Source organism: Anaeromyxobacter sp. SG64, assembly GCF_022690745.1.
Taxonomy (GTDB): Bacteria; Myxococcota; Myxococcia; order Myxococcales; family Anaeromyxobacteraceae; genus Anaeromyxobacter; species Anaeromyxobacter soli.
This window is the reverse complement of sequence record NZ_JALCZB010000018.1, coordinates 1-21,718: the sequence shown is the minus strand read 5'-3', so window position 1 is coordinate 21,718 and position 21,718 is coordinate 1. Positions and strand designations below refer to the sequence as shown.

At 74.7% G+C, this 21,718-nt stretch carries 18 protein-coding genes; 4 read left to right on the top strand and 14 right to left on the bottom strand.

Annotated elements, in window-relative coordinates; translation table 11 throughout:
* Positions 1-164: 164 nt before the first annotated feature.
* The 4 genes from MNZ29_RS07930 to MNZ29_RS07915 all read right to left on the bottom strand — a co-directional run bounded on the left by MNZ29_RS07930 (position 165) and on the right by MNZ29_RS07915 (position 5,109).
* On the bottom strand, positions 165-1,286 hold the full coding sequence (locus tag MNZ29_RS07930) for an alpha/beta hydrolase family protein (protein ID WP_242335535.1): 1,122 nt from the start codon (positions 1,284-1,286) through the stop codon (positions 165-167).
* Between the two features lie 170 nt (positions 1,287-1,456).
* Positions 1,457-2,773, bottom strand: coding sequence for a response regulator (locus MNZ29_RS07925; protein ID WP_242335532.1), 1,317 nt, complete (start codon positions 2,771-2,773; stop codon positions 1,457-1,459).
* A gap of 173 nt (positions 2,774-2,946) precedes the next feature.
* Complete coding sequence (locus MNZ29_RS07920) at positions 2,947-4,032, bottom strand: porin (protein ID WP_242354713.1); 1,086 nt, start codon at positions 4,030-4,032, stop codon at positions 2,947-2,949.
* 33 nt (positions 4,033-4,065) lie between these two features.
* A complete protein-coding gene (locus MNZ29_RS07915; RefSeq protein WP_242354712.1) occupies positions 4,066-5,109 on the bottom strand; it encodes a sulfate ABC transporter substrate-binding protein in 1,044 nt (347 codons plus the stop codon).
* A 300-nt stretch (positions 5,110-5,409) separates the two neighbouring features.
* Here MNZ29_RS07915 and MNZ29_RS07910 point away from each other — a divergent pair, with 300 nt between their 5' ends.
* Positions 5,410-6,696, top strand: coding sequence for a hypothetical protein (locus tag MNZ29_RS07910; RefSeq protein WP_242354710.1), 1,287 nt, complete (start codon positions 5,410-5,412; stop codon positions 6,694-6,696).
* Between the two features lie 3 nt (positions 6,697-6,699).
* On the opposite strand, the gene MNZ29_RS07905 is transcribed toward MNZ29_RS07910, so the two are convergent.
* The gene (locus tag MNZ29_RS07905; RefSeq protein ID WP_242335517.1) at positions 6,700-8,004 is read right to left on the bottom strand and encodes an MFS transporter; all 1,305 of its coding nucleotides are present in this window, start codon (positions 8,002-8,004) and stop codon (positions 6,700-6,702) included.
* Between the two features lie 157 nt (positions 8,005-8,161).
* Here MNZ29_RS07905 and MNZ29_RS07900 point away from each other — a divergent pair, with 157 nt between their 5' ends.
* Complete coding sequence (locus MNZ29_RS07900; RefSeq protein WP_242335514.1) at positions 8,162-8,908, top strand: SDR family oxidoreductase; 747 nt, start codon at positions 8,162-8,164, stop codon at positions 8,906-8,908.
* A gap of 40 nt (positions 8,909-8,948) precedes the next feature.
* Here the strand turns inward: MNZ29_RS07900 and MNZ29_RS07895 are convergent, their stop codons facing one another.
* The 7 genes from MNZ29_RS07895 to MNZ29_RS07865 form a co-directional block, all read right to left on the bottom strand.
* Positions 8,949-9,608: a hypothetical protein gene (locus MNZ29_RS07895; protein ID WP_242354707.1), complete on the bottom strand. Its 660-nt coding sequence runs from the start codon at positions 9,606-9,608 to the stop codon at positions 8,949-8,951.
* Complete coding sequence (locus MNZ29_RS07890) at positions 9,605-10,723, bottom strand: DUF2332 family protein (protein ID WP_242354704.1); 1,119 nt, start codon at positions 10,721-10,723, stop codon at positions 9,605-9,607. The genes MNZ29_RS07895 and MNZ29_RS07890 overlap by 4 nt, the downstream gene beginning before the upstream one ends.
* 85 nt (positions 10,724-10,808) lie before the next feature.
* The gene (locus MNZ29_RS07885) at positions 10,809-12,059 is read right to left on the bottom strand and encodes an MFS transporter (protein WP_242354702.1); all 1,251 of its coding nucleotides are present in this window, start codon (positions 12,057-12,059) and stop codon (positions 10,809-10,811) included.
* A gap of 173 nt (positions 12,060-12,232) precedes the next feature.
* Positions 12,233-13,657: a type I glutamate--ammonia ligase gene (gene glnA / locus MNZ29_RS07880; RefSeq protein ID WP_242335500.1), complete on the bottom strand. Its 1,425-nt coding sequence runs from the start codon at positions 13,655-13,657 to the stop codon at positions 12,233-12,235.
* A 257-nt stretch (positions 13,658-13,914) separates the two neighbouring features.
* Positions 13,915-15,369, bottom strand: a complete 1,455-nt coding sequence (locus MNZ29_RS07875; protein WP_242335497.1) for a sigma-54 dependent transcriptional regulator — start codon at positions 15,367-15,369, stop codon at positions 13,915-13,917.
* 90 nt (positions 15,370-15,459) lie between these two features.
* Positions 15,460-16,515 carry a nitrogen regulation protein NR(II) gene (locus tag MNZ29_RS07870; RefSeq protein WP_242354700.1) on the bottom strand — a complete coding sequence of 352 codons (1,056 nt, stop codon included), beginning with the start codon at positions 16,513-16,515 and terminating at the stop codon, positions 15,460-15,462.
* An 8-nt stretch (positions 16,516-16,523) separates the two neighbouring features.
* Positions 16,524-16,862 carry a P-II family nitrogen regulator gene (locus MNZ29_RS07865; RefSeq protein ID WP_012099225.1) on the bottom strand — a complete coding sequence of 113 codons (339 nt, stop codon included), beginning with the start codon at positions 16,860-16,862 and terminating at the stop codon, positions 16,524-16,526.
* Between the two features lie 297 nt (positions 16,863-17,159).
* Here MNZ29_RS07865 and MNZ29_RS07860 point away from each other — a divergent pair, with 297 nt between their 5' ends.
* Together MNZ29_RS07860 and MNZ29_RS07855 are read left to right on the top strand one after the other, a co-directional pair.
* A complete protein-coding gene (locus MNZ29_RS07860; protein WP_242354698.1) occupies positions 17,160-18,251 on the top strand; it encodes an alpha/beta fold hydrolase in 1,092 nt (363 codons plus the stop codon).
* Positions 18,252-18,260: 9 nt separating this feature from the next.
* Complete coding sequence (locus MNZ29_RS07855) at positions 18,261-19,712, top strand: PAS domain-containing sensor histidine kinase (RefSeq protein WP_242354696.1); 1,452 nt, start codon at positions 18,261-18,263, stop codon at positions 19,710-19,712.
* Positions 19,713-19,728: 16 nt separating this feature from the next.
* On the opposite strand, the gene MNZ29_RS07850 is transcribed toward MNZ29_RS07855, so the two are convergent.
* Together MNZ29_RS07850 and MNZ29_RS07845 are read right to left on the bottom strand one after the other, a co-directional pair.
* Entirely contained in the window at positions 19,729-20,250 is a 522-nt protein-coding gene (locus MNZ29_RS07850; protein ID WP_242354694.1) for a GDYXXLXY domain-containing protein, read from the bottom strand.
* Positions 20,237-21,544, bottom strand: a complete 1,308-nt coding sequence (locus MNZ29_RS07845; protein WP_242354692.1) for a DUF2157 domain-containing protein — start codon at positions 21,542-21,544, stop codon at positions 20,237-20,239. The genes MNZ29_RS07850 and MNZ29_RS07845 overlap by 14 nt, the downstream gene beginning before the upstream one ends.
* Between the last annotated feature and the right edge of the window lie 174 nt (positions 21,545-21,718).

Genomic DNA, 21,718 nt, shown 5'->3' with positions numbered 1-21,718 from the left:
CCCCCCCCCCCCCCCCCCCCCCCCCGCGGGGGCGCCGCCGCGGAAGCGGCGACGCCGCTCGCGGCGGCGCACGGGACCCGGCTGTCGGGGTGGGGCATCGATCGGTACGCGCGCACGAGCGCGCGGAGCTTCGCTCGGCGGGGCGGGGGCGCAGCCCCCGTGGATCATCCCCGAGGGGGTCTGCGCGTCGCGGGCCGCCGCTGGCGCAGCGCAGCGCCGCGCGGCCGGTCGCGCCGGCCGGAGCGGGCCGCGATCGCGGGGGGCGCCGTCTTCACCGCGTCCTCGCGCAGCGCCTCGCGGCGCGGGCGGCGCCTCGGCAGCGGGGCCGCGTCGAGCCGCTCGAGCGCGTCGAGCATCGCCTGCCGCATCGCGCCCTGGTGGCGGAGGATGGCGCTCACGTGTCCGGCGGGCAACCAGCGCAGCTCGGCGCCCCAGTGCTCGGCGATGCGCCGCATTTCCGACGGCGGCACGAAGCCGTCGGAGGCGGTGCCGACCACGATGGCCGCCTCGGGATAGACGGGCGCCGGCAGGCAGGTCACCGAGAACTGCGCGGCCATGGCGAGCAGCGCCTCGCGCACGGACTCCTCGCTCTCGCCCTCGCCGGCGAGCTTCGGCCAGGAGGGCACGTGCCGGAGCACCCCCGCGCGCAGGACCGAGTCCGGCGAGCAGGCCGGCGCGACCGGCACCACCGCCACGGGGAACGACGCCGCGGCGCCCACCATCGCCGCGAGCTGGCCGCCCATGCTGTAGCCCGTCACGCCCACCCGCTCGGCGCCGACCGCGTCGCGCAGCCAGCGCAGGAGCGCGCGGCCCTCGAGGAAGGTCGCGGCCGCCATGAGGTGCATGTCGGCGACGGAGCGGACCGCGTGACGGAGCTGCGCCTCCGGACGGCGCGCGCCGTAGTACGCGTTCTCGAGCACCGCCGCGCCGACGCCGTGCGCGAGCAGCGGCTCGGCGAAGCGCAGCCGCATCCCGAAGCCCTGGTCGCCCGAGGCGGCGAGGTGCACGAACACGCCGCGCAGCTCGCCCTCGGGGAGGAGGAGCTTCACTCGCGCCGTGCGCGCGCAGGAAGGCAGCCGCTCCTCCGGGCTCTCGAACGTCCCGTCGCGGACGATCCCGCCGTGCGCGCGCCTGCTCGGTGAGAGCCGGACGTCGATGGGCCGCGTCCTGCGCCGGAGCAGCAGCTCCGGATCGGCGGACGCGCAGATCGCGCGATCACCCCAGCCATCCTCGAAGAAATGGTGCCCCCGGATCGCAACGCCGAAGATGAGATCCAAGAGATGCATGGTCGCGCTCCGCAAAAACGATAGTGCGGAATGCGCCGTCGCGCGCCCCCACGGGCGGCGGGGCGAGCGGTCGATCGCGGGAAGCTGTAATCGTGGGAGGCCCGCGCCGGGACGGACCAAGCGAGCGGGCGAGCGGCGTGGGGGTGGACCGCGGGAGCGAGCCCCGGGCCTCAGCTCCGGTCGAGGATCTTGAGCGCGAACATCCCGACGAGGAAGCCGTACACCGCGTGCTCGGGCCGCTGGGCGTGGTGGACGATCTCGGCGACCGTTCGCGTGCCGTCCACCCTGGGCAGCGTCTCCGCCTCCCAGCGCTCGAGCTCGACCTCGTGCAGCCCGTAGGCCGGCTGCGGGCTCGGGATGAGCCGGTCCTCCGGGCTGAGCAGGCGGAAGAGCCGCTCCGGCTTGTAGAGCTTCTTCACGCCGCGGACGATGAGGTTCGCCGGGTGGAGGTCGATCTTGATCGCCTCCTGGGCGGCCCGGTCGGTGAAGTGCATCCGGTACTCGCCCTCCTCCCAGCCGAACACGGAGTAGACGATCGCCTTCACCTGCTGGGCGAGGTAGTAGAGCTTCTCGGTGTCCTTGAGGAGCTTCATCTCCACCAGGATGTCGCCGGTGCGCCGGCCGGAGCGATCGGCGGCGGCCTGGCACTCCTCGAGCTGGGCGGTGGTGATCTTGCCCACGCGCACGAGGAACGGGCCGAAGCGGTCGGTGACGAGGTTCGAGATGGCGAAGCAGGGCCGCCCCTTCTCGAAGTAGATCGTCTTCTTGACCTTGCCCTTCTGCAGGGTCAGCTCGCCGGTCTGCTGCGCGAGGTGGAAGGCGGTGATGAGCTCGGGGACGTTGTCCTCGAGCCGTCCCTCGGTGCGGGACAGGTCGGGCCCCGGGCGGCTCGGAGGCGGGCGCGGCGGGGCGGGGCGGGGCGGCGGACGCGCGGGGCTCCCCACCGACGCGGCCGTCACCGTCTCGCCGCGGAGCACCGCCGAGACCTTGCCGTCCTCGGTGAGGACCACCTTGCCGGTGAGCTCCATCGGCTCGAGGGGCTCGTCCGCCTCGACCGCGACCTCCACGTCGAAGTCGTTCCCGTGGAGCGGCGGAGGCGCCGGGGTGCGCGTGGGCGCGGGCGTCGTCGCCGGCAGGAGCGCGCGCAGCGCCAGCACGAGCTTGTGCGCCTCGAACGGCTTCTCGAAGTACTCGGCCGCGCCGTGCTGGGTGCGCGCGTCCGTGGCGGCGCGGCCGCCCTTGAACACGCCCGTCATGAAGACGAACGGCACCCTCGCGTTCCGGAGCGCGTGGGCGACGTCGTAGCCCATCATGTCCGGCAAGAGGACGTCCACCACCGCGGCGGCGGGCTTCTCGGTCGCGACCTTGGAGATGGCGGTGTGGCCCTTGCCGACGGCGATGGGGGTCCACCCCTCGGCCTCCATCAGGCGGGCCAGCAGGGAGAGCAGCTCGGCGTTGTCGTCGACGAGGAGGATCTTCGGCCGCACGGTCCCGGCACGATACCGGTGGGGGCACATCGGATCAACGCGTGCGCCGGTGTGGCCGCGCGGCCTACCGGCCGCATCGCTCGCTCCGGAGGCGGGGCACGCGCCGCGCTCGCAGCGAAGGAGAGTCGGCCCCGGCGTCGATCCGACCGCCGGGGCCCGGGCCCCGCCCCGCCCTAGAAGATGACCTGCCCGAAGAGGACCGCCCGATCTCCGGTCCGCACCGCCTTCTGCGATTGATCGAGCTCGTAGTTGGCGATGAGCCGCGCCTTGATGGGGAGGAGGTCCACGTAGGCGCCCACCGTGTAGCGCTCGTTGCGATCGCCGGCGGTCGTGCGGTTGCGGTCGAAGCGCTCCGCCCGGAAGACCGGGCCCACGTTCCAGGGGGTCTTCCCGTACAGCCCCGCGTACCAGCCGCGCGCGAGCGCGTCCGAGCGCGCGCCCGTTGCGGCGGTGAAGACGTCGCGCTCCGACTGGATGAGCTCGGCCGCCGCGAAGAGATACGGGGTGTCGAGCGTCGCGTCCGCGCCGTAGGTCAGGAAGTAGAACGAGGTGTCGTCCACCGCGGCGCCGACGCCGTCGAAGCGGCCGTTCGCGCCGAGGCCGGCGAGCTGACGCCCGTAGCCGTACGATCCACCCGCGCGCACCGTCGTCCTGCCGGCCGCGAGCGAGAGCCCGGCTCGGCCCCACACGTTCTTCTCGTCGAGGTCGTCGCGCCGGCTGGGGCCCGCGCCGTTCACCACCGAGGCGGCGAGGTCCGCGCCGAGCCCGCCGGCGATGCTCCACCGCCCCACCACCCCGAGGCCGAGGTCGCGCGCGTCGGAGCTCGCCGTGAGGCTCGAGGTCGTGGTGGAGCGCGCGAGCGCCGCCACCACGTACGAGCTCGTCACCCACAGGAGCTTCGTGTCGCTCTCCGGCTGCTCGTAGCCGAAGGGCGTCTTCCACTGGCCGGCACGCAGCTCGAGCCCGGGCAAGAGCGAGAAGCCCTGGAGCGCCGCGTAGGCGTCCTTCACCGAGGCGTCGGCGGCGTCGAAGAGGAAGGAGTAGGCGACGTGCGGCGTCACCTCGCCGCGCGCGCCGATGCGGGCGCGCCGAAGCTCCACGGTCGAGGTGTTCGCGCCGGGGGTGGGCGCGTCGAGGCGCGAGGCCTGGACGTTGAGCACGCCGTAGAACACGGGGGAGGTCTTCTCCTGCGCGCGGGCGGGCGGGGCGAGCAGGGTAGCGACGGCCGCGAGCGCGGCGAGCGAGAGGCGGAAGCTCATGGGTCTTCTCCGGGAGGTCTCAGGGAACGCCGTTCACTGACCGGGCGTGTAGATCTGGTCGAAGACGCCGCCGTCGGCGAAGTGCGCGGCCTGCGCCTTCTGCCAGCCGCCGAAGGCGTCGATGGTGACGAGCTCGAGCCTGGGGAAGCGGGCCGCATGGCGCGCCGCGACCGCCGGATCGCGGGGCCGGTAGTAGTTCCTCGCGGCGAGCTCCTGGCCCTCGGGCGTGTAGAGGAACTCGAGGTACGCCTGCGCGAGCGCGCGGGTCCCGTGCCGGTCGGCGTTCCGCTCCACCACCGCGACCGGCGGCTCCGCGAGGATGCTCGAGCGCGGCACCACGATCTCGAACTTCCCCTTCCCGAGCTGCTCTACGGCGAGGAACGCCTCGTTCTCCCAGGCGAGGAGCACGTCGCCGAGCCCGCGCTCCACGAACGTGATGGTGGAGCCGCGGGCGCCCGAGTCGAGCACCGGCACGTTCCGGTACAAAGATTTCACGAACTCGCGCGCCTTCGCCTCGTCGCCGCCGCTCTTCTTCACCGCGTGCGCCCAGGCGGCGAGGTAGTTCCAGCGTGCGCCGCCCGAGGTCTTCGGGTTCGGGGTGATCACCTGGACGCCGGGCTTCACGAGGTCGTCCCAGTCGCGCAGGCCCTTCGGGTTCCCCTTGCGCACGAGGAAGACGATGGTCGAGGTGTACGGCGACGCGCGCTCCGGCAGGCGCTTCTGCCAGTCGGCGGGGAGGAGCCCCCGCGCGGCGATCGCGTCCACGTCGTAGGCGAGGGCGAGGGTGACCACGTCGGCCTCGAGCCCGTCGATGACGGCGCGCGCCTGCTTGCCGGAGCCGCCGTGCGACTGCCGCACGCTGAGGTCCTGGCCGGTCTTCGCCTTCCACCTGGCGGCGAACGCCCTGTTGACCGCGTCGTACAGCTCGCGGGTCGGGTCGTACGAGACGTTGAGGAGCTTCGTCTCGCCGCCTGCCCCGGCCTGCTCCGCGCCCCGCGCGGGCGCCGCGGTGAGCGCGCCCGTGGCTACCGCGGCGAGCGCCGCGAGCCGCCAAAGCTTCGATCCGATTCCATGCATGACGTTTCCCCTCCTGGGGCCTTTCGTTGTGACGGCCGTGTGTCCGTTATAACGGACATCCTAAATAACGGCGGGTCGTCCGGTCAAGCGGATGCTGACCGAGCGGCCGCCTTGATGGCTGCGGGACGCTTGATCGCCACCGACGCCCCGGGAGCGCGCGCGCCTGCCTGAAGGGGACACGTGCCGGTGCCGTCCCGGCCGGCGAGGTGTCGGGATCTCCCCGTCCAGCCTCCCGAGGGGCGCGCCGGACGGGCGTCGCCTGGCCGACCCACCGCACGTAGGTTTCGCCCGGAGGTCCCGATGCGGGCGAACGTGCTCCTGGCGGTGGTCGTTCTGTCGGCGTGCGGGAATCCAGGCGCGAAGGACGGCGTCGGGACCGGCAGCAGCCGCCTCTCGGACGCGGACGTGACCCGCCTCACCTGCGCGAGCGCGCCGGAGCTACCCGCTCCGGCTACCACCGGCGGGTCGTGCGCGGGGATCACCGTCCCGGCGCTTCCCCCCGCGATGACCGCGAGCCTGCCCGCCTTCGGCGCGGGCGCGGTGTGCACGGCGGCCGCCGCCGACGGCACGGGCGCGGTCGCAGCGGGCCTGCTCTACGGGCCGACGTACGCCACCGGCGCATTCGCGGTCTGGAGGGCCGACGGCACGCAGGCCTGGTACGCGGCGGATCCCGCGAAGCTCTTCGGGGGCGCCGAGGTGTTCGGCGGGCCGTCCGGCTTCCTCGCCTACCGCCACGCCTCGGGCGCGGCGACCTTCACCGCCGACGGGCGGACGACGCCGGTCTCGGCGGATCCATGGCCATCCGGCTTCACGCTCCTGCAGCAGCGCTCGGGCTATTCGGGGCCCTACGCGGTCGGGCCGGACGGCGCGGGCGGCGCGCTCGTCGTCTCCGCCGGGCCGGGGGACGCGGAGGGTGAGAACGGGATCTACGCGGCGCGCTTCGACGCCCGCGGCGCGCTGCGCGCGTTCTTCACGGTCGAGGTCTCGCACCGCGAGGCGGACGCGCCGGTGCTCCGCTCCTCCTCCGCCCTCGCCGTCGGCACCGATCCCGCCGGGCACATCCTCGTCCTCTGGTCGGGCGTCACGCCGTGCGCGCCGGGCGCGGTCGCCGCGCGCTGGTTCGATGCGGACGGCGCGCCGCTCGGGCCGCCGTTCGACGCGGGCGTCGCCGCGCCGGGGACGCTCGTCGCGCTCCTCGACGGGAGCCTCGCCCTGCAGGACGGCGCGGGCGCGTTCGTGCGCCGGTTCGAGGCGGGCAAGCTCGCCGGCGGTCCCGTCCCCGCGTGGCTCGCCGCGGCGGGCGGCGCCGCGCTGCACCGGGTGCTCGCGGGTCGCGCCTACGCGCTCGCGCGGAGCGGCCCCGACGGGAGCGGGGCCTGCGCGCAGACGCTCGAGATCGTCGCGCCGGACGGCGAGGTGTGCGGCACGCTCGCCCTCCCGGGCGCGGCGGCCTGCGAGCGCTTCCCCTGGCGCGCGCCGCCCGCGCCGTGGATCGGCCCGGACGGCACCCTCGTGCAGGAGGTGGCCGGCACGCTCGAGAGCGAGGCCGCGTGCACCTGGCGCTTCTGGCCCGCGGCGCTGCGCTGAACGTCAGCGCGCGGTGTCGTCCGGGAGCGGCGCCCCGCCGTCCGGCAGCGCACCGCGCGGGCGCAGGAAGAGCACCGCCAGCGTGAGCGCGGCCGCGGCGGCGACCACGCCGGCGATGGCGCGGGAGAGCGGGACCCCCGCGTCCTCGTGCAGTGCGGCCACGAGGGTCGGCGTGACCGCGGCGACGAGCGCGCCCACGTGGTAGGCAACGCCCATCGAGCGGGCGCGCACGTGCGGGGGGAAGAGCAGCGTGAAGAGCATGGGCGTCACGCCGGAGGTGCCCGCCCCGAGCACGCCGGCGAGGAGCGCACCCGCCCACAGGAGGCCGGGCGCGAGGCCGACGTGGAGCGGCAGCGCCGGCAGGAGCAGGACGAGCGGAATTGCGAGGGCGGGGACCACGCCGGCGCGGCTCGCGAGCCAGCCGCAGCCCACCGCGCCCACCATCATCCCCACGTTGAACAGCGTGACCAGCCCGGCGACGTCGCCGGGAGGCCGGCCGAGCTCGCCCTGCAGGAGCGCAGGCCACAGCCCGGTGAGGCCGTAGTAGACGGAGAAGCTCATCCCGAGGAGCGCGCTCGCCCAGGCGATCCGCAGGAGCACCCCCTCGCGCGCGAGCTCCGCGAGCGAGGTCCGCGGGCGCTCCCGCGCCGCGCGGCGCCACTCCGCGCTCTCCTGCACGAGGAGCCGGATCGGGATGACGAGCAGCGCGGGAAGCGCGGCCAGGAGGAACAACGGGCGCCAGCCGAAGGCCGGCACCACCCACGCGTGCGCGACGCCCGCGAGGATGAAGCCAACCCCCCAGCTCCCCTGGAGCAGGCCCGACGCGATCCCGCGGCTCCGCACGGGCCAGCTCTCCATCGCGAGCGCGGCGCCGGCAGTCCACTCCGCCCCCATCCCGAACCCGAACAGCGTGCGGAAGACGAGCACCCAGCCGAACGACGGCGCGAAGGCGACCGCGCCGTCGCACAGCGCGAACCACGCGATCGAGATCATGAGCGGGAGCTTCCGCCCGACCCGGTCGGCGAGCGCGCCGGCCGCGAGCCCGCCCGCGAGCCGCACGAGCAGGGTGAGGGTGATGCTCCCCGCGGTCGCGACGTAGGTGACGCCGAACTCCTTCGCGATGTCGCGCATGGCGAGGAGGAAGATCGTGAAGTCGAAGCCGTCGAGCACCCAGCCGAGCCAGGCGGCGAGGAACGAGAGCCACTGCGGGCGGGTCGGCTCTCGCCACCAGGCGCCGCGGCCCGGAGGGCCCCTCCTGTGCGCTGGCTCCGGGAGGGCTGGCGCTGCGAGCCTGGGGTGCGTGGCCATGGGGCCAAGGCGCATAACCGGAGAGGCGGGCCGGCGTCAAACGCCTCCGCGCGCCGGCGCCGTCGACGGAGCGTACGACGTCGACGGTGGGGACGCGCCGCGGTGGGCGGGGACGGCGGGAGCGGCTGAACGACGGTAACGACTGGAGAACGCGCCGATGGAGCTGAGAGAGCTGAAGGTGATCGTCACCGGTGGTGCGCAGGGGATGGGCGCCCACTTCGTCCACCGGCTCGCCGAGGCGGGCGCGGTGGTCGCGGCGGGCGACGTGAACGAGGCGAAGCTCTCCGAGCTCCCCGCGGCCGTCCACCGCCGCCGCCTGGACGTCTCCGACGAGGAGGACGTGAAGGCGTTCGTGGCGTGGGCGGCGCAGGCGATGGGGGGCCTCAACGCGCTCGTGAACAACGCCGGAATCATCCGTGACGGGCTGCTCGTGAAGCGGGATCGCGCCACCGGCGAGATCACCACGCTCCCGCGGGCGGACTGGGACGCCGTCATCGGCGTGAACCTCACCGGCGCGACGCTGATGGCGCGCGAGGTCGCCGCGACGCTGGCCAGGGCCGGCACGCGCCCGGGGGTCGTCGTGAACATGTCGTCCGTGGCGCGCCACGGGAACCGTGGCCAGTCGAACTACGTCGCGGCCAAGGCCGCCCTCGCGGCGAACACCGTCACCTGGGCGCGCGAGCTCGCGCCGTTCGGCATCCGTGTCGGCGCGATCGCGCCGGGCATGATCGAGACGCCGATGACGCAGGGCATGAACGCGAAGGCCCGCGACGCGCTCGTCGCGGCGATCCCGGTCGGCCGCATCGGCACGCCCGAGGACATCTGGAGGGCGCTCCGCTTCATCGTCGAGTGCGACTACTTCGACGGACGGTGCGTGGACGTGGACGGCGGCCTCGCCATGTGAACCGCCGGACACGGCGTGGGCGGCGTCGCTCCCGGCGCGTTCACCGCACGAGCACGCCGTCGAGCCCCGCCGTCGCGTGGAAGGCGACGTTCGGGATGCGCGCGCTCCCGTTCGCGATCGGGACGCCGGCGTAGGCGCCGACGACGCGTCCGCCGACCGTGAGCCGGAGCCGATCGGTGCCGAGCGGCAGCCGCCCCTCGATCCCGGCGGACAGCGACGGCCCGGCGAGGTGCAACCCGAGGCCGAAGAGACCTCGCCCCTCGTCGAGCGCCTGCCCGCGGACGGTGCTCTCCGGGTGCGCGAGGACGAGGCCGCCGCCGAGGCGCGTCCAGACGCCACGAGCGACCTCGATCCCGTAGGACCCGACGAGCAGGTTGAAGCCGTGGGAGACGGAGAAGTCCTGCACCTCGGGCGGCGGGTTCTGCAGGTAGATCTTGTGGTGCAGGAACTCGAGCGAGATCTCGCGCCCGCCCTCGCGGCGGAAGCCGCCGATGCCGTAATAGATCGGGTTCTCGAACGGCCGCGTCGCCCAGCGGGCGCGCAGGTGCAGATCGGGCTCGCCGCGCTGACGGATCGTGAGCGGCGTCCGCAGGTTCAGCGGCCCGCCGACGAGGAGCTGCACGCCCCACTCCGCGCCGGCGGCAGGCTCCGCGGTCGCGAGGAGGGCGGCGGCGAGGAGGAGCTCTGCGCGCCCGGTCAAGGGTGCGCGGCGGCGGGCTCGCGCGCGAGGAGTGCCGCGAGCTCGGCGACCGCCCCGGTGCGCCGCGCGATGCGGGTCGGGTGGAAGCCGCAGCCGGCGAGGACGAGGTCTTTCACGGCGCCGGCCGGGGACCGGACGTGCGCGACGATCGCGGCCGGCTCCTCGGGGCCGGCCTCCGGCCCGGCCGCCTCGAGCTCCACCCACAGGGCCTGGCCGGGCGGCTGGGCCGAGAGCCAGGCCCGCATCCCCGCCGCGTACTCGGCGCGCTCCTGCGGCGGTAGGTAGTCGCGCATCACCGTCTGGTAGGCGAGCACGAGCGCGCCGCGCTCGGCGGCGGAGAGGACGTCGAGCCGCGCCGGCACCGCCGTGGCCGCCACGGGGGCGAGCACGGGCGCGTCCGGGCGTCGGAGCGCGAGCCGGTAGGCCCCGAGCGCCAGCTCGAGCCGGGCGAGCCGCTCGGCGTCGGTGGGCCAGATGCACGCGCGGATCCACTCCGCGTCCTCCGGCCTCGTCGCGTCGAGCGGCGCGGGATCGAGCCCGAGGCGCGTCACCGCGGCGACCCCCTTCGCGACCTCGAGCGGAGCGCCCGCCTCGTCCGTCCAGATCGCGGGCAGCGCGTCGGCGACGAGGTTCAGGCCCGCGCTCGCGCCGACGTCCACGAGCGCCAAGGGGCGCGCGCCGTTCGAGAGCCCCGCGAGCGCCGCGGGCCACAGCCACGCGACCGCCCGCGAGGTGTCGTTCGTCTGGAGGCTCCGCTCCGCGAGGGTGTCGAACAGCCGCTCGCGCGTGCCGTCGAGGGCGGCGCGCAGCGCGTCGACGGTGACCGCGGCGGCACTCGGCGCGGGCGCCGCGAAGGCGGCGAACAGCGGGTGGCCCTCGCCCTCCTTCATCGCATCGTGGCGCAGCGCGGCGAGGAGCAGGAGCGGCCGCTCCCAGTAGACGTGGAACGTGCGCCGCTCCCACGCGGCGGCCAGGAACCGGGCCGCAGGACCGGCGAGCGCCTCGGGCAACAGCTCGAGCGCCCGGACGTACGGAGCGCACCGCTTCACCGCGCTCCCGCGTACGCGCTCGAGCTCCTCGAACAGCCCGTCGATCCCGGTCCGTCGCGCGCCCATGCCGGCCTCCTCCGATCCCCATGCTGCGGACGGTCGGCCGATGTCGCCTCCCCGGTGGAGGGGGAGCACGGGCGACAGCAGCCACTCAGCCGGGCGGCGGTGCGTGCGCCCGGAGGGCGGCGAGGCGGCGGCGGCGCGGGCCCGCCGCGGCGAGGTGCAGGGCCGCCACGAGCGACCCGAGCGCGAGGCACAGGAGCCAGAGCGCCCGCGCGCCGAAGCGCGTCAGCACCTCGCCGCCGACGAGCGGCGAGAGCGTGAAGGCGACGCCCCACGCCATCGAGAACGCGCCCTGGTAGCGACCACGCAGCGCGGCGGGCGCGAGGTTCGCGACGAGCGCGTTCGCGGTCGGGAACCCCACCACCTCGCCCACCGTCCAGAACAGGACGCCGGAACCATACACGAGGAGTGGACCCACCGCCTGGCCGAGGGCCGTGCCGACCGCGGCGTTGACCCCGAAGCCGAGGCCGAAGAGGAGCGCGGAGAGGGCGAGGAGGTTGGCGCCGTCCCGCCGCTGGAGCGCGGGCCCGAGGAGCGGCTGGAGCAGCACCACCCCGAACCCGTTCATCGCCATGAGCAGGGAGAAGCCCTTCGGGCCGATCCCGTGGGCCGCCATGTCGAGCGGCGCGGCGAGCTGGAACTGGAGGAACACCACGAGGCCGAGCAGGTGGAGCAAGAGGAACGTGACGAGCTGCCCGTCGCGGAACGCGATGGAGAGGCCCGCGAGCGGCGAGTGCGCCTGCGCCCCCGCCGGCCGGGTCTCCGGGACGCGCAGGAAGACGAGGGCGGCGAAGGCGAGGCAGGTCGTGGCGTCGGCGAGGAAGAGCAGGAGGAAGCTCCGCTCGGCGACGAGGCCGGCGAAGGCGAGGCTGATGCTCCAGCCGAGGTTCACCGCCCAGTAGACGAGCCCGTACGCACGGGTGCGGTCCTCGGGCGGCACGAGGTCGGCGATCGCCGCGTTCATCGCCGGCCGGTAGAGCTCGCTCGTGGCCGCCGCGAGGAACGCGAACAGCCCGAGGAGCCAGGGCGCGCGCAAGAAGCCGATCGAGCCCACCGCGAGCGCCCCGAGGCCCAGCGAGAGGAGCATGGTCGCGCGCCGGCCGATCGCGTCCGCGAGCGTTCCGCCGAGGGGGCCGGCGACGAGCACGCCCACGCCGAAGAGCGAGACGATCCGCCCCGCCGCGCTCGGGGAGAGGCCGCGCTCGCGCACGAGGTACAGCGCCAGGAAGATCCCGACGAAGCTCGCGAGCCGGTTCACGAGCATGCCGGTGAAGAGCATCCAGAACGTCGCCGGGAGGCCGCCGAGCGCGTGGGAGAGCCTGTTCCGGAGGGAGGCCAAGGCGCGAGGTGTAGCAGAGGGAGGCCACACCGTCACCCCGCGTGCGGCCCGCAAAAGAGAACGGCCGCCCTCGCGGGCGGCCGTGACTTGCCGGGGGGTGTAGGGGGGCAACGCCCCCCTACGTAGACACCGTCGAAGTCTGAGACATCTGACGCGCGCGCGCAGCGCGCGCATCAGATGTCGAAGTAGAGGGCGAACTCCATCGGCGAGGGGCGCATCCGGACGGGGTTCACTTCCTTGTCGTACTTGTACTGGATCCAGGTCTCGATCACGTCCTCGGTGAAGACGTCGCCCTTGAGCAGGAACTTGTGATCGCGGCGGAGGCACTCGAGCGCCTCGTCGAGCGAGCCCGGCATCTTCGGGATGTCCTTCAGCTCCTCCGGCGACATGCCGTAGATGTCCTTGTCGAGGGGCTGGCCGGGGTTGATCTTGTTCTCGATGCCGTCGAGGCCGGCCATGAGCATGGCCGCGAACGCGAGGTAGCCGTTCGAGGACGGGTCGGGCGAGCGGAACTCGATGCGCTTCGCCTTGGGCGAGGGCGAGTACATCGGGATGCGGATCGAGGCGGAGCGGTTGCGCGCCGAGTAGGCGAGGTTCACCGGCGCCTCGAAGCCCGGGACGAGCCGCTTGTAGGAGTTCGTGCCGGGGTTGCAGAGCGCGGCGAGCGCCGGGCCGTGCTTCAGGATGCCGCCGATGTACCACATGGCGAGATCCGAGAGGCCCGCGTAGCCGTCGCCCGCGAAGAGCGGCTTGCCGCTCTTCCAGATCGACTGGTGCACGTGCATGCCCGAGCCGTTGTCGCCGTAGAGCGGCTTCGGCATGAACGTCACGGTCTTGCCGTGACGGCGGGCGACGTTCTTGATGATGTACTTGAACCACTGGAGGTTGTCGGCGCACTTCACGAGCGACTCGAAGCGGATGTCGATCTCCGCCTGGCCGGCCGTGGCGACCTCGTGGTGCTGGCGCTCCACGTGGATGCCGACGGACTCCATCACCCGGCACATCTCGGTGCGGAGGTCCTGCTGCGAGTCGGTCGGGGCGACCGGGAAGTAGCCCTCCTTGTAGCGGGGCTTGTAGCCGAGGTTGCCGCCGGCCTCTTCACGGCCCGTGTTCCACTGCCCCTCGCCCGAGTCGACCTTGTAGAAGGCGTGGTTCACGCCGTGGTCGTAGCGGACCTCGTCGAAGATGAAGAACTCCGGCTCCGGGCCGAAGAACGCGGTGTCGCCGATGCCGGTGGACCTCAGGTACTTCTCGGCCTTGATGGCGATGTTGCGCGGGTCGCGGGAGTAAGGCTCCTTCGTGATCGGGTCGACCACGTTGCAGATGAGCGAGAGCGTGGGCTCCGCCATGAACGGGTCGATCACCGCGGTCTCGGCGTCCGGCATGACGAGCATGTCGGAGGCGTGGATCGCCTGCCAGCCGCGGATCGAGGAGCCGTCGAACCCGAGGCCGGCCTCGAAGACCTCCTCGGACAGCTCGTAGAGCGGGATCGAGAAGTGCTGCCAGATGCCGACGAAGTCCATGAACTTCAGGTCGACGTAGGTGGCCTTTCTCTCCTTCGCGAGGTCGAGGGCCTGCTTCGGCGTCATCTTCGGCATCGGGTCTTCTCTCCGTGAGTCGGTGGGGGGAACGGGCGGGGGGATAGCACGCTGCATGCCACGCCCCGGATCGCGAAGGCAGCCCTGATCCAGGCGGGGCCCGCCTCCTCCTGCGTGCCCGCTGGGCAGCGTGCTGCCCGGATCTCGGGCAGCGGGCCGCAGTCTGCCCCGTTCCCGGGCGCCGTTCCACGAGGGCCCGGCGGGCGGGCGCCTTCCCCGGGGCCGCCCTCGGCGAGTCCGGGCAGGCGGGCGGACGGCTACTTCGCCTTCATCCCCAGCGCGCGCATGCGCTCGCGCAGGGTGTTCCGGTTCATGCCGAGGAGCTCCGCGGCGCGGAGCTGGTTGCCGTTCGTGCGCGCCAGCGCGGCGGCGAGGAGCGGCGCCTCGAGCGTGGCGAGGGCGGCGTGGTAGCGGCCGCCCTCCGGCGCGGGCGCGTCGAGGATCGTCTCCACGAGGCCGTTCAGGCCGCGCTCCTGGCCCGCCGCGACGGGCAAGAGGCCGGCGAGGTCCTTCGCGCCGAGGCGCGGACCGGCGAGCTTGAGGAGCGCGCGCTGGACGACGTTCTGCAGCTCGCGCACGTTGCCAGGCCAGGGGTGGCCCGCGAGGAGCGGCTCCGCGTCGCGCCCCAGCGCCACCGGGCGCCCCTTCAGCTGCTCGCCGTACTTCGCGACGAAGTGGCGGGCGAGGAGGATGACGTCGCCCTCGCGCTCGCGGAGCGGCGGGAGCCGGATCGGCACCACCGCGAGCCGGTAGTAGAGGTCGCGCCGGAAGCGGCCCTCCTCGACGGAGCGCGCGAGATCGGCGTTCGTGGCGGCGACGATCCGCACGTCCACCGCGAGGGGGCGGGTGCCGCCGACGCGATCCACCTCGCGCTCCTGCAGCACGCGCAGGAGCTTCGCCTGCAGCTCGATCGGCATCTCGCCGATCTCGTCGAGGAAGAGCGTGCCGCCGCTCGCGAGCTCGAACTTGCCGGGCCGACGCTCCACCGCGCCCGTGAAGGAGCCCTTCTCGTGGCCGTACAGCTCGCTCTCGATGAGGTCCTTCGGGATCGCGGCCATGTTGACCGTGATGAAGGGCCCGCGCGAGCGGGTCGAGTTCGCGTGGACGGCGCGGGCGACGAGCTCCTTGCCGGTGCCCGACTCGCCCATGAGCAGGACGGTCATCTCGGTGCGCGCGACGCGCCCGATCTCCTTGTAGACCTCGATCATCGCCGCGGAGCGGCCGATGAGGGTCTCCGGCAGCGCGATCTCGCTGTAGCGGCGCGGCTCCGCGTTCGCGTCGAGGTGGCGCTCGAGCCCGCCGGGCTCGGCCACCTCGTGGCCGTTCGCGCCCTCCGGCTCGGCCGCCGCGAGGTCCCGCACGAGCTTCTCGACGCGGGCGAGGTCGAACGGCTTGCCGAGGTAGTCCGCGGCGCCGCGCTTCATCGCCTCGACCGCCGAGCGCATCGTGTCCTCGGCGGTCATCACCACGATGAAGGGGGAGTCGGAGCGCCCGCCGATCTCGCCGAGCAGCTTGAACCCGTCGTCCCCGGGCAGCCGCACGTCGAGGAGCACGAGGCCGACGCCGTTGCGGCCGCCGCCGAGCGCGCGGAGCTTGTCACGCGCCTCCTCGGCGCTGCCCGCCTCCTCGAACGGCACGCCCGCGCGCTCGCACGTGCGCGCGAGCACGAACCTCACGGAGGGTTCGTCGTCGACGATGAGGACCTTGCGCACCACGCCTCCGGTCAGGATCTGCCGCCTGGCTTAAGCAAGGACGGGGCCAGCGCGCCACCCGCCGGGCGGTCGCCGCCCCCTCGCGCGCCCTCAGACGTCGAGCGGCACGTAGACGTTCGCCTCGGCGCCTCCGGCGGCGCGGTTCTTCACCTCGATGCGGCCGCCGTGCGCCTCGACGATGCGGCGCGACACGGCGAGGCCGAGCCCGGTGCCGTGCGGCTTCGACGTGGCGAACGGCGTGAAGAGCCGGGGCAGCATCGCCTCGGCGATGCCCGGGCCGTTGTCCTGGACGGAGATGCGCGCGAGCGGCCGGGTGCGCCCGCTCGCGGCGCGCAGCCGGAGCGAGGAGGCCGCGGTCTCGAGCACCACCTGGGCGCCCGCCCGGCCGGCCACCGCGTCGAGCGCGTTGCGGACGAGGTTCAGCATCACCTGGGTGAGCTTCTCGGCGTCGCCGTGCAGCTTGGGCAGCGACGGGTCGTAGCGCTCGACGAACGTGACCTTCTCGGCGCCGGGGATGCCGCGGGCGAGCACGAGCACGTCCCCCACCACGTCGTGGAGGTCGACCGGCCCGGTCTGCAGCGCCGCCGGGCGGGCGAGGTCGAGCAGCTCGCGCACGAGCCCGTCGACGCGCTTCGCCTCCCGCGCGATCACCGCCGCGTACTCGCGCGCCGGGCCCTCCGCCTCGCGGGCGAGGAGCTCGGCCGAGCCCTGCAGGCCGGCGAGGGGGTTGCGGATCTCGTGCGCGAGGCCGGCGGCGAGCGCCTCGAAGTCGAGCGCGCGCTCGGAGGCGCGCGGCACGCGCAGCACGATCACCGTCCCCACGCAGGCGGGGCCGTCGAGGAGCGGGCCCGCCTCGACCGACACCGCGACGCCCGGATCCTGCGGGCTCGGGTAGTCGATCGACTGGCTCTCCTGCGAGATGCGCACGCGCTCGGAGAGGATCGCGAGCTGCGCGCCGCCGGGGAGCGCGCGCACCGGCAGGTCGACGGCGCGCTCGCGGCTGCGGCCGAAGAGCTCCTCCGCGGCGGGGTTGAGGTGCACCACCCCGCCGTCGGCGCCCACGATCACCACCGCGTCGGCGATCGAGTCCACCGCGGCGCGGGCGAGCGCCGCCGGCAGCGGGGGAGCCTTGCCGTTCCGGGACAAGCTCCCGCCTACAACGCCTCGTCGCCGCGCTCGCCGGTGCGGATGCGGATGACCTCTTCCACGGGCAGCACGAAGATCTTGCCGTCGCCGATGCGGCCGGTCTTGGCGGCGCGCTCGATGACCTCGACGACGCGGCCGACGAGCTGGTCGGAGACGACGACCTCGACCTTCACCTTCGGCAGGAAGTCCACGACGTACTCGGCGCCGCGGTACAGCTCCGTGTGCCCCTTCTGGCGGCCGAAGCCCTTCACCTCGGTGGCGGTCAGGCCGGCGACGCCCACCTCGGAAAGAGCCTGCTTCACCTCGTCCAGCTTGAACGGCTTGATGATCGCCTCGACCTTCTTCACGGCGCACCCCTGTGGGTAAGTGTCTGTTTTTCCACGCTACGCCCGGCCCTGGCCGCCGGTCAACGCGCCCGACGGAACGGCTCCCGCCTGCTCACCCTGCGGGCGTGCTGCCTGGAATTCGAGCAGGCTGCTGCACGAGAACCAGACAGCAATCTTCTCACCGGCTTCGCTTCCTCGCGCGTCCCACGCAGAGACGGCCGAGTGCAGAGCTTCGACCGTTCGAGCGAGGGCCACGGGAGCCTGGGCTGCAACCGTCAGGCCACGCCCCGCCGCGCTCCCGGCTACAATCCGCGCCCGATGTCCGGCCCTCTCCTCGCGCTGCTCGCCGTCGCCGCGCTCGCGGTCCTCACCGCCCTCCACTACGCGTTCTGGCAGTGGCGTCTCGCCGCACCGACGGGCGAGGACGAGGTCGTCCCCGCGCGCACGGGCGACGGCTGGACGCTCGCGCTCGGCCGGCGCCGCCCGCGCGGCCCGGCGCGGCGCCCGCCGGTGCTGCTCGTCCACGGCATCGCCATGAACCGGCAGGCGCTCGACTTCGGCGTGGAGCGCTACTCGCTCTCCGCGTTCCTCTCCCGCGCCGGCTTCGACTGCTTCGCCCTCGACCTCCGGGGCCACGGCGGCTCGCGCCGGGGGCCGACCCGGCGCTGGGACCTCGACACCTACCTGCGCGAGGACGTGCCCGCCGCCCTGGACGCGATCCGCGACGCCACCGGCGAGGCGCAGGTCCTGTTCGTCGGCCACAGCCAGGGCGCGCTCCTCGGGATGGCCGCCTGCGCGCTCTTCCCGGAGCGGGTCGCCGCCCTCGTGGCGCTCGCCGCGCCCGCCCACTTCGACGTCCAGGAGCGGCTCCGCGCGGTGGTGAAGCTCCGCCACCTGCCGCTCGGCGGGTTCCTGCGGCTCGGCTCGCGGCTGCTCGCGCCGTTCTCCGGCTACTGGCACCCCGCCGCGGCAGATCTCGCCATCAACATGCGGAACGTCGAGCGGCCCGTCTACCGGCGCATGCTCGCGAACGCGATCGAGAACCTGCAGCCCGGCGTGCTCGCCCAGTTCGCCGCCTTCGTGCGGGAGGACTCGTTCCGCTCCATGGACGGCAGTCGCGACTACCGCGCGCTGCTCGCGAGCGCTCGCCAGCCCGCGCTCTTCGTCTCCGCCGAGAAGGACGGGCTCGCGCCGCCCGCCGTGGTCGAGGCCGCCTTCCGGCGCTGGGCCGGGCCGAAGCGCTACTGGAGCTGCGGCCGGGACTACGGTCACGGCGACGTGCTCCTCGGACGGAACGCGCCGGAGGTGGTGTTCCCGATGGTGCGCGACTTCCTCCTCGAGCAGAGCGGCGCGCTTCCCGCCGAGGGCGGCGTGGCGGGGCGGTCGTCTGCCGCGCCCGGGCCGGGGTAGCATCGCCCGGTGCGCCTCCGCTTCGCCCTCGCCGCGCTCCTGCCCGCGCTCCTCTCCCTCGCGGTGATGGCGCTCGTCGCCGACCGGCTCGCCCGCCGCGCGCTCGACGACGAGCTCTCGGCGCGCCTCGTGGTGGCCGCCCGCGCCGCCGCCGCCGCGCTGCCCGCCGACCGCGTCGCCCGGCTCGAGGCCGGCCAGGAGTCGACCCGGACGTACGGCCACATCCGCGCGCGCCTCCTCCCCGTGGCGCGCGCGACCGGGACGCGCCTGTTCGTGGTTCGCCCGGACCGGACCGCGCTCGTGGACTCGGAGGGGCGGATCCCCATCGGCGAGCCCGTCCCCGCGCTCGAGCGAGATCGCTTCGAGATCGCCGAAGCCGCCGCCGGGCGGGCGATGGCGAGCCAGATCCTGTTCGAGGGCTCGGATGGGCGGCTCTACAAGACCGGCTACGCCCCGCTCGCCGACGAGGCTGGCAACGTCCTCGCGGTGGTGGGCGCGGACGGCAACGCCGCATCCTTCGTGACGCTGCGCCGCTTCCGCCGGCTCCTCGGCACGGTGGCCATCGCCGGCGCGGTGCTCGGCGCGCTCGTCGCCGCGCTCGCGTCGCTCTCGGTCACCCGCCCGCTCACGCGCCTCACCGAAGCGGCCCGCCGCATCGCGCGCGGCGACCTCGAGACCCCGCTGTGGCGACGGGAGCGGCACGACGAGATCGGCACGCTGCGCGACACGCTCGAGGAGATGCGGCGGGCGCTCCGCGCGCGCGACGAGGAGCGCGAGACCCTGCTCGCCGGGATCGCCCACGAGGTGCGGAACCCGCTCGGCGCGCTCGACCTCTTCGCCGGGCTCCTCGCCGAGGAGCTCCAGGGCGGCCCGCAGGCGCCGCACGTCTCGCGCATCCAGAGCGAGCTCGCCGCGCTCTCCAAGGTGGTCGAGGAGTTCCTCGACTACGCGCGCGCCAGGCCGCCCCTGCGCGAGCCGGTGGACCTGCGCCTCCTCGTGGCCGAGGTGGCGGACCTCGCCGCCCCGCTCGCGGCGCAGCGCCAGGTGTCGGTCTCGTTCGACGGCGAGGGCGAGGCGAAGGCCGACCGCGAGCAGCTCCGGCGCGCGGCGGTGAACCTCGTGCGAAACGCCGTGGAGGCCGCGCCGGCTGCGAGCGAGGTGGAGCTCGTGGCCCGCGCCGCCGACGGCGAGGCGACGATCGAGATCCGCGATCGCGGGCCGGGGCTCGCCCCGGACGCGCGGGCGAGCCTGTTCCGGCCGTTCTTCACGACGAAGGAGAAGGGCACCGGCCTCGGCCTCGCGCTCGCGAAGAAGGTCGCGGACGCGCACGGCGGGACGCTCGCGCTCGAGGAGCGCGAGGGGGGCGGCACGGTGGCGCGGCTCGCGATCCCCGCGGAGCCCACCGCCACGCGGACGCTCACCGGCCGCGCCCACCGCGGGGCCGGAGCGGCGCACGGCTGAACGTCCTCGCTGCGGCTCACTCGGCGAGCACGCGCTCGCCGTCGCGCAGCCTGAGGAGCGCGACGTTCCCCGCCCCGTCCACCCGCAGGTCGACGAGGGCCTTCCCCCGGCGCGCGCGCAGGGCCTCGTCCACCGCGGCGCGGCGGCTCTCCGGGACGTAGAAGCGCCCCGCCGAGACGATCTCGAGCCCGCGCCGCGTCATCACCGCGCGGAGCGCCACCCGCCCGCTCGCGCTCCGCGGCGGCGGCTCGCGCGCGACGCCCACGGCGCGCCAGGCGGGCACGGCGTGCTCCACCACGACGAAGGCCGTGTCGCCCGGGGCGAGCTTCGCCTCGACGAGCCCGGGGGGCGACTCCGCGGCGTAACGGAGGGTGGCGTAGTAGCCGGAGAGGACGTCGAAGGGATCGAAGGGCACGGTCTCGAGCGTCACCACCGTGCCGTCGAGGCGCGCGCGCACCTGGCGGAGCGGGATCGCCGCCAGGATGGCGACCTGCAGGGCGAGGACGGCGGCGAGCCGCAGGGGGCTACGCGAGCGCATGGTCCACCTCCTCGCGCTGGGCGCGGCGCCGCTCGAACGCGACGCCGGCCACGAGGACCAGGACGCCGCAGGCGATGAACGCGGCGCCCTTCAGCCACAGGCGCGTCTCGATCTCGAGGAAGCGGCTCGCCACGAGCACGCCCGCCACCGCCATGCCCTCCCAGAACGGCCCGCGCGCGAGCCAGGACAGCCCGCGCACGATGCGGCCGATGGCGAGGAACGCGAGGGCGAGGTTCGCGACGAGGGTGGCCCCGCGGCCGGCCTCGAGCGAGAGCCCCGCCACCACCGCCAGCACGGTCGCGGCGAGCAGCATCGCCTCGCCCCGGGCGAGCGGGTCCACGTCGTCGCGCCGGAGCCCCGCGGCGAGCGCGGCGCCGGCGGCCGCGAGGAGCGGCACGACCCCGAGCGCGAGGTCGCGCGTCACGCCCTGCTCGAGCCGCAGGTGGCTCGCCAGCTCGTGGAACGACAGGAGGTAGGCCGCGCCGTAGAAGGCGAGCCGCCCGAGGAGGCGGGCCGCCGCGCCGAGCGGGAGCCGCGCCGGATCGCGCACGACGAGGGCCGCCGCCGCGAGCGCGGCGCCGAGCGCAGCGATCATGGGGAGGACGGCCGCGTCGGCGTGGAGCGCGTCGAGCGCGCTCGCGAGCGTGAGCGCGACGCCCACCGCGCCGACGACGAGGAGCGCGCGCGAGCGCGCCCGCCAGGCGAGGCCCGCGGCCGCCGCGGCGCCGGCGTGGCCGAGCGCGATCCCCCAGAGCCCGTGATCGGAGGCGAGCCCGGGCCCGAAGAGCCACAGCCCGCCCACCGCGGCGAGGAGGAGCTGCGGGACGCTGTCGTAGAGGAGCGCCGCCGCGAGCGCTCCCACGGTGAAGGCGCCGAAGGCGCCCCACCAGGCGCCGGAGACCTGGAAGATCTGGGCGACGAGCCCGATGCTCGCGCCGAACACGAGCGTGCCGAGCACCGTGAGGGCGTGGCCGAGCCGCTCCGAGCGGCCGCTCTTCCACAGCCAGAAGCCGGCGCCGTGCGCCGAGGCCATCGCGACGCCGAGCGTGGCGAGCTTCGCGGCGGCGCTCATCGCCTCCCAGTGCCAGGCGACGAGCGACACCACGCCCGCGCCGACGAGCAGCGCGCCGAGCACGTACACCGCGAGGAAGCTCGGCCCGCCCGGCTCCGCGCGGGCGAGGTCGTAGCGCGCCGCGAGCGCGCGGGCGGCCTCGTCGCTGACGAGCCCCTCCGTGCGCCAGGCGGGGAGCTCCCGCCGCAGCCCTTCGCGGAACCCCCGGGATGTTCGTTCCATGGTGGCCCCCTTCGCGGAGGCGAGCGTACCACCGCGGGAGCGGGCCCGGCGTGCGATGGCGCCGCCCGCTCCCTGCGCGCGGCCGCGCACGCGCGCCTCAGCGCGCGGGATTCTGGACCGGCACCGGCGCCGCGCCGCAGCGCCCGCGCAGCCGCTCCGCGCGCTCGAGCCACG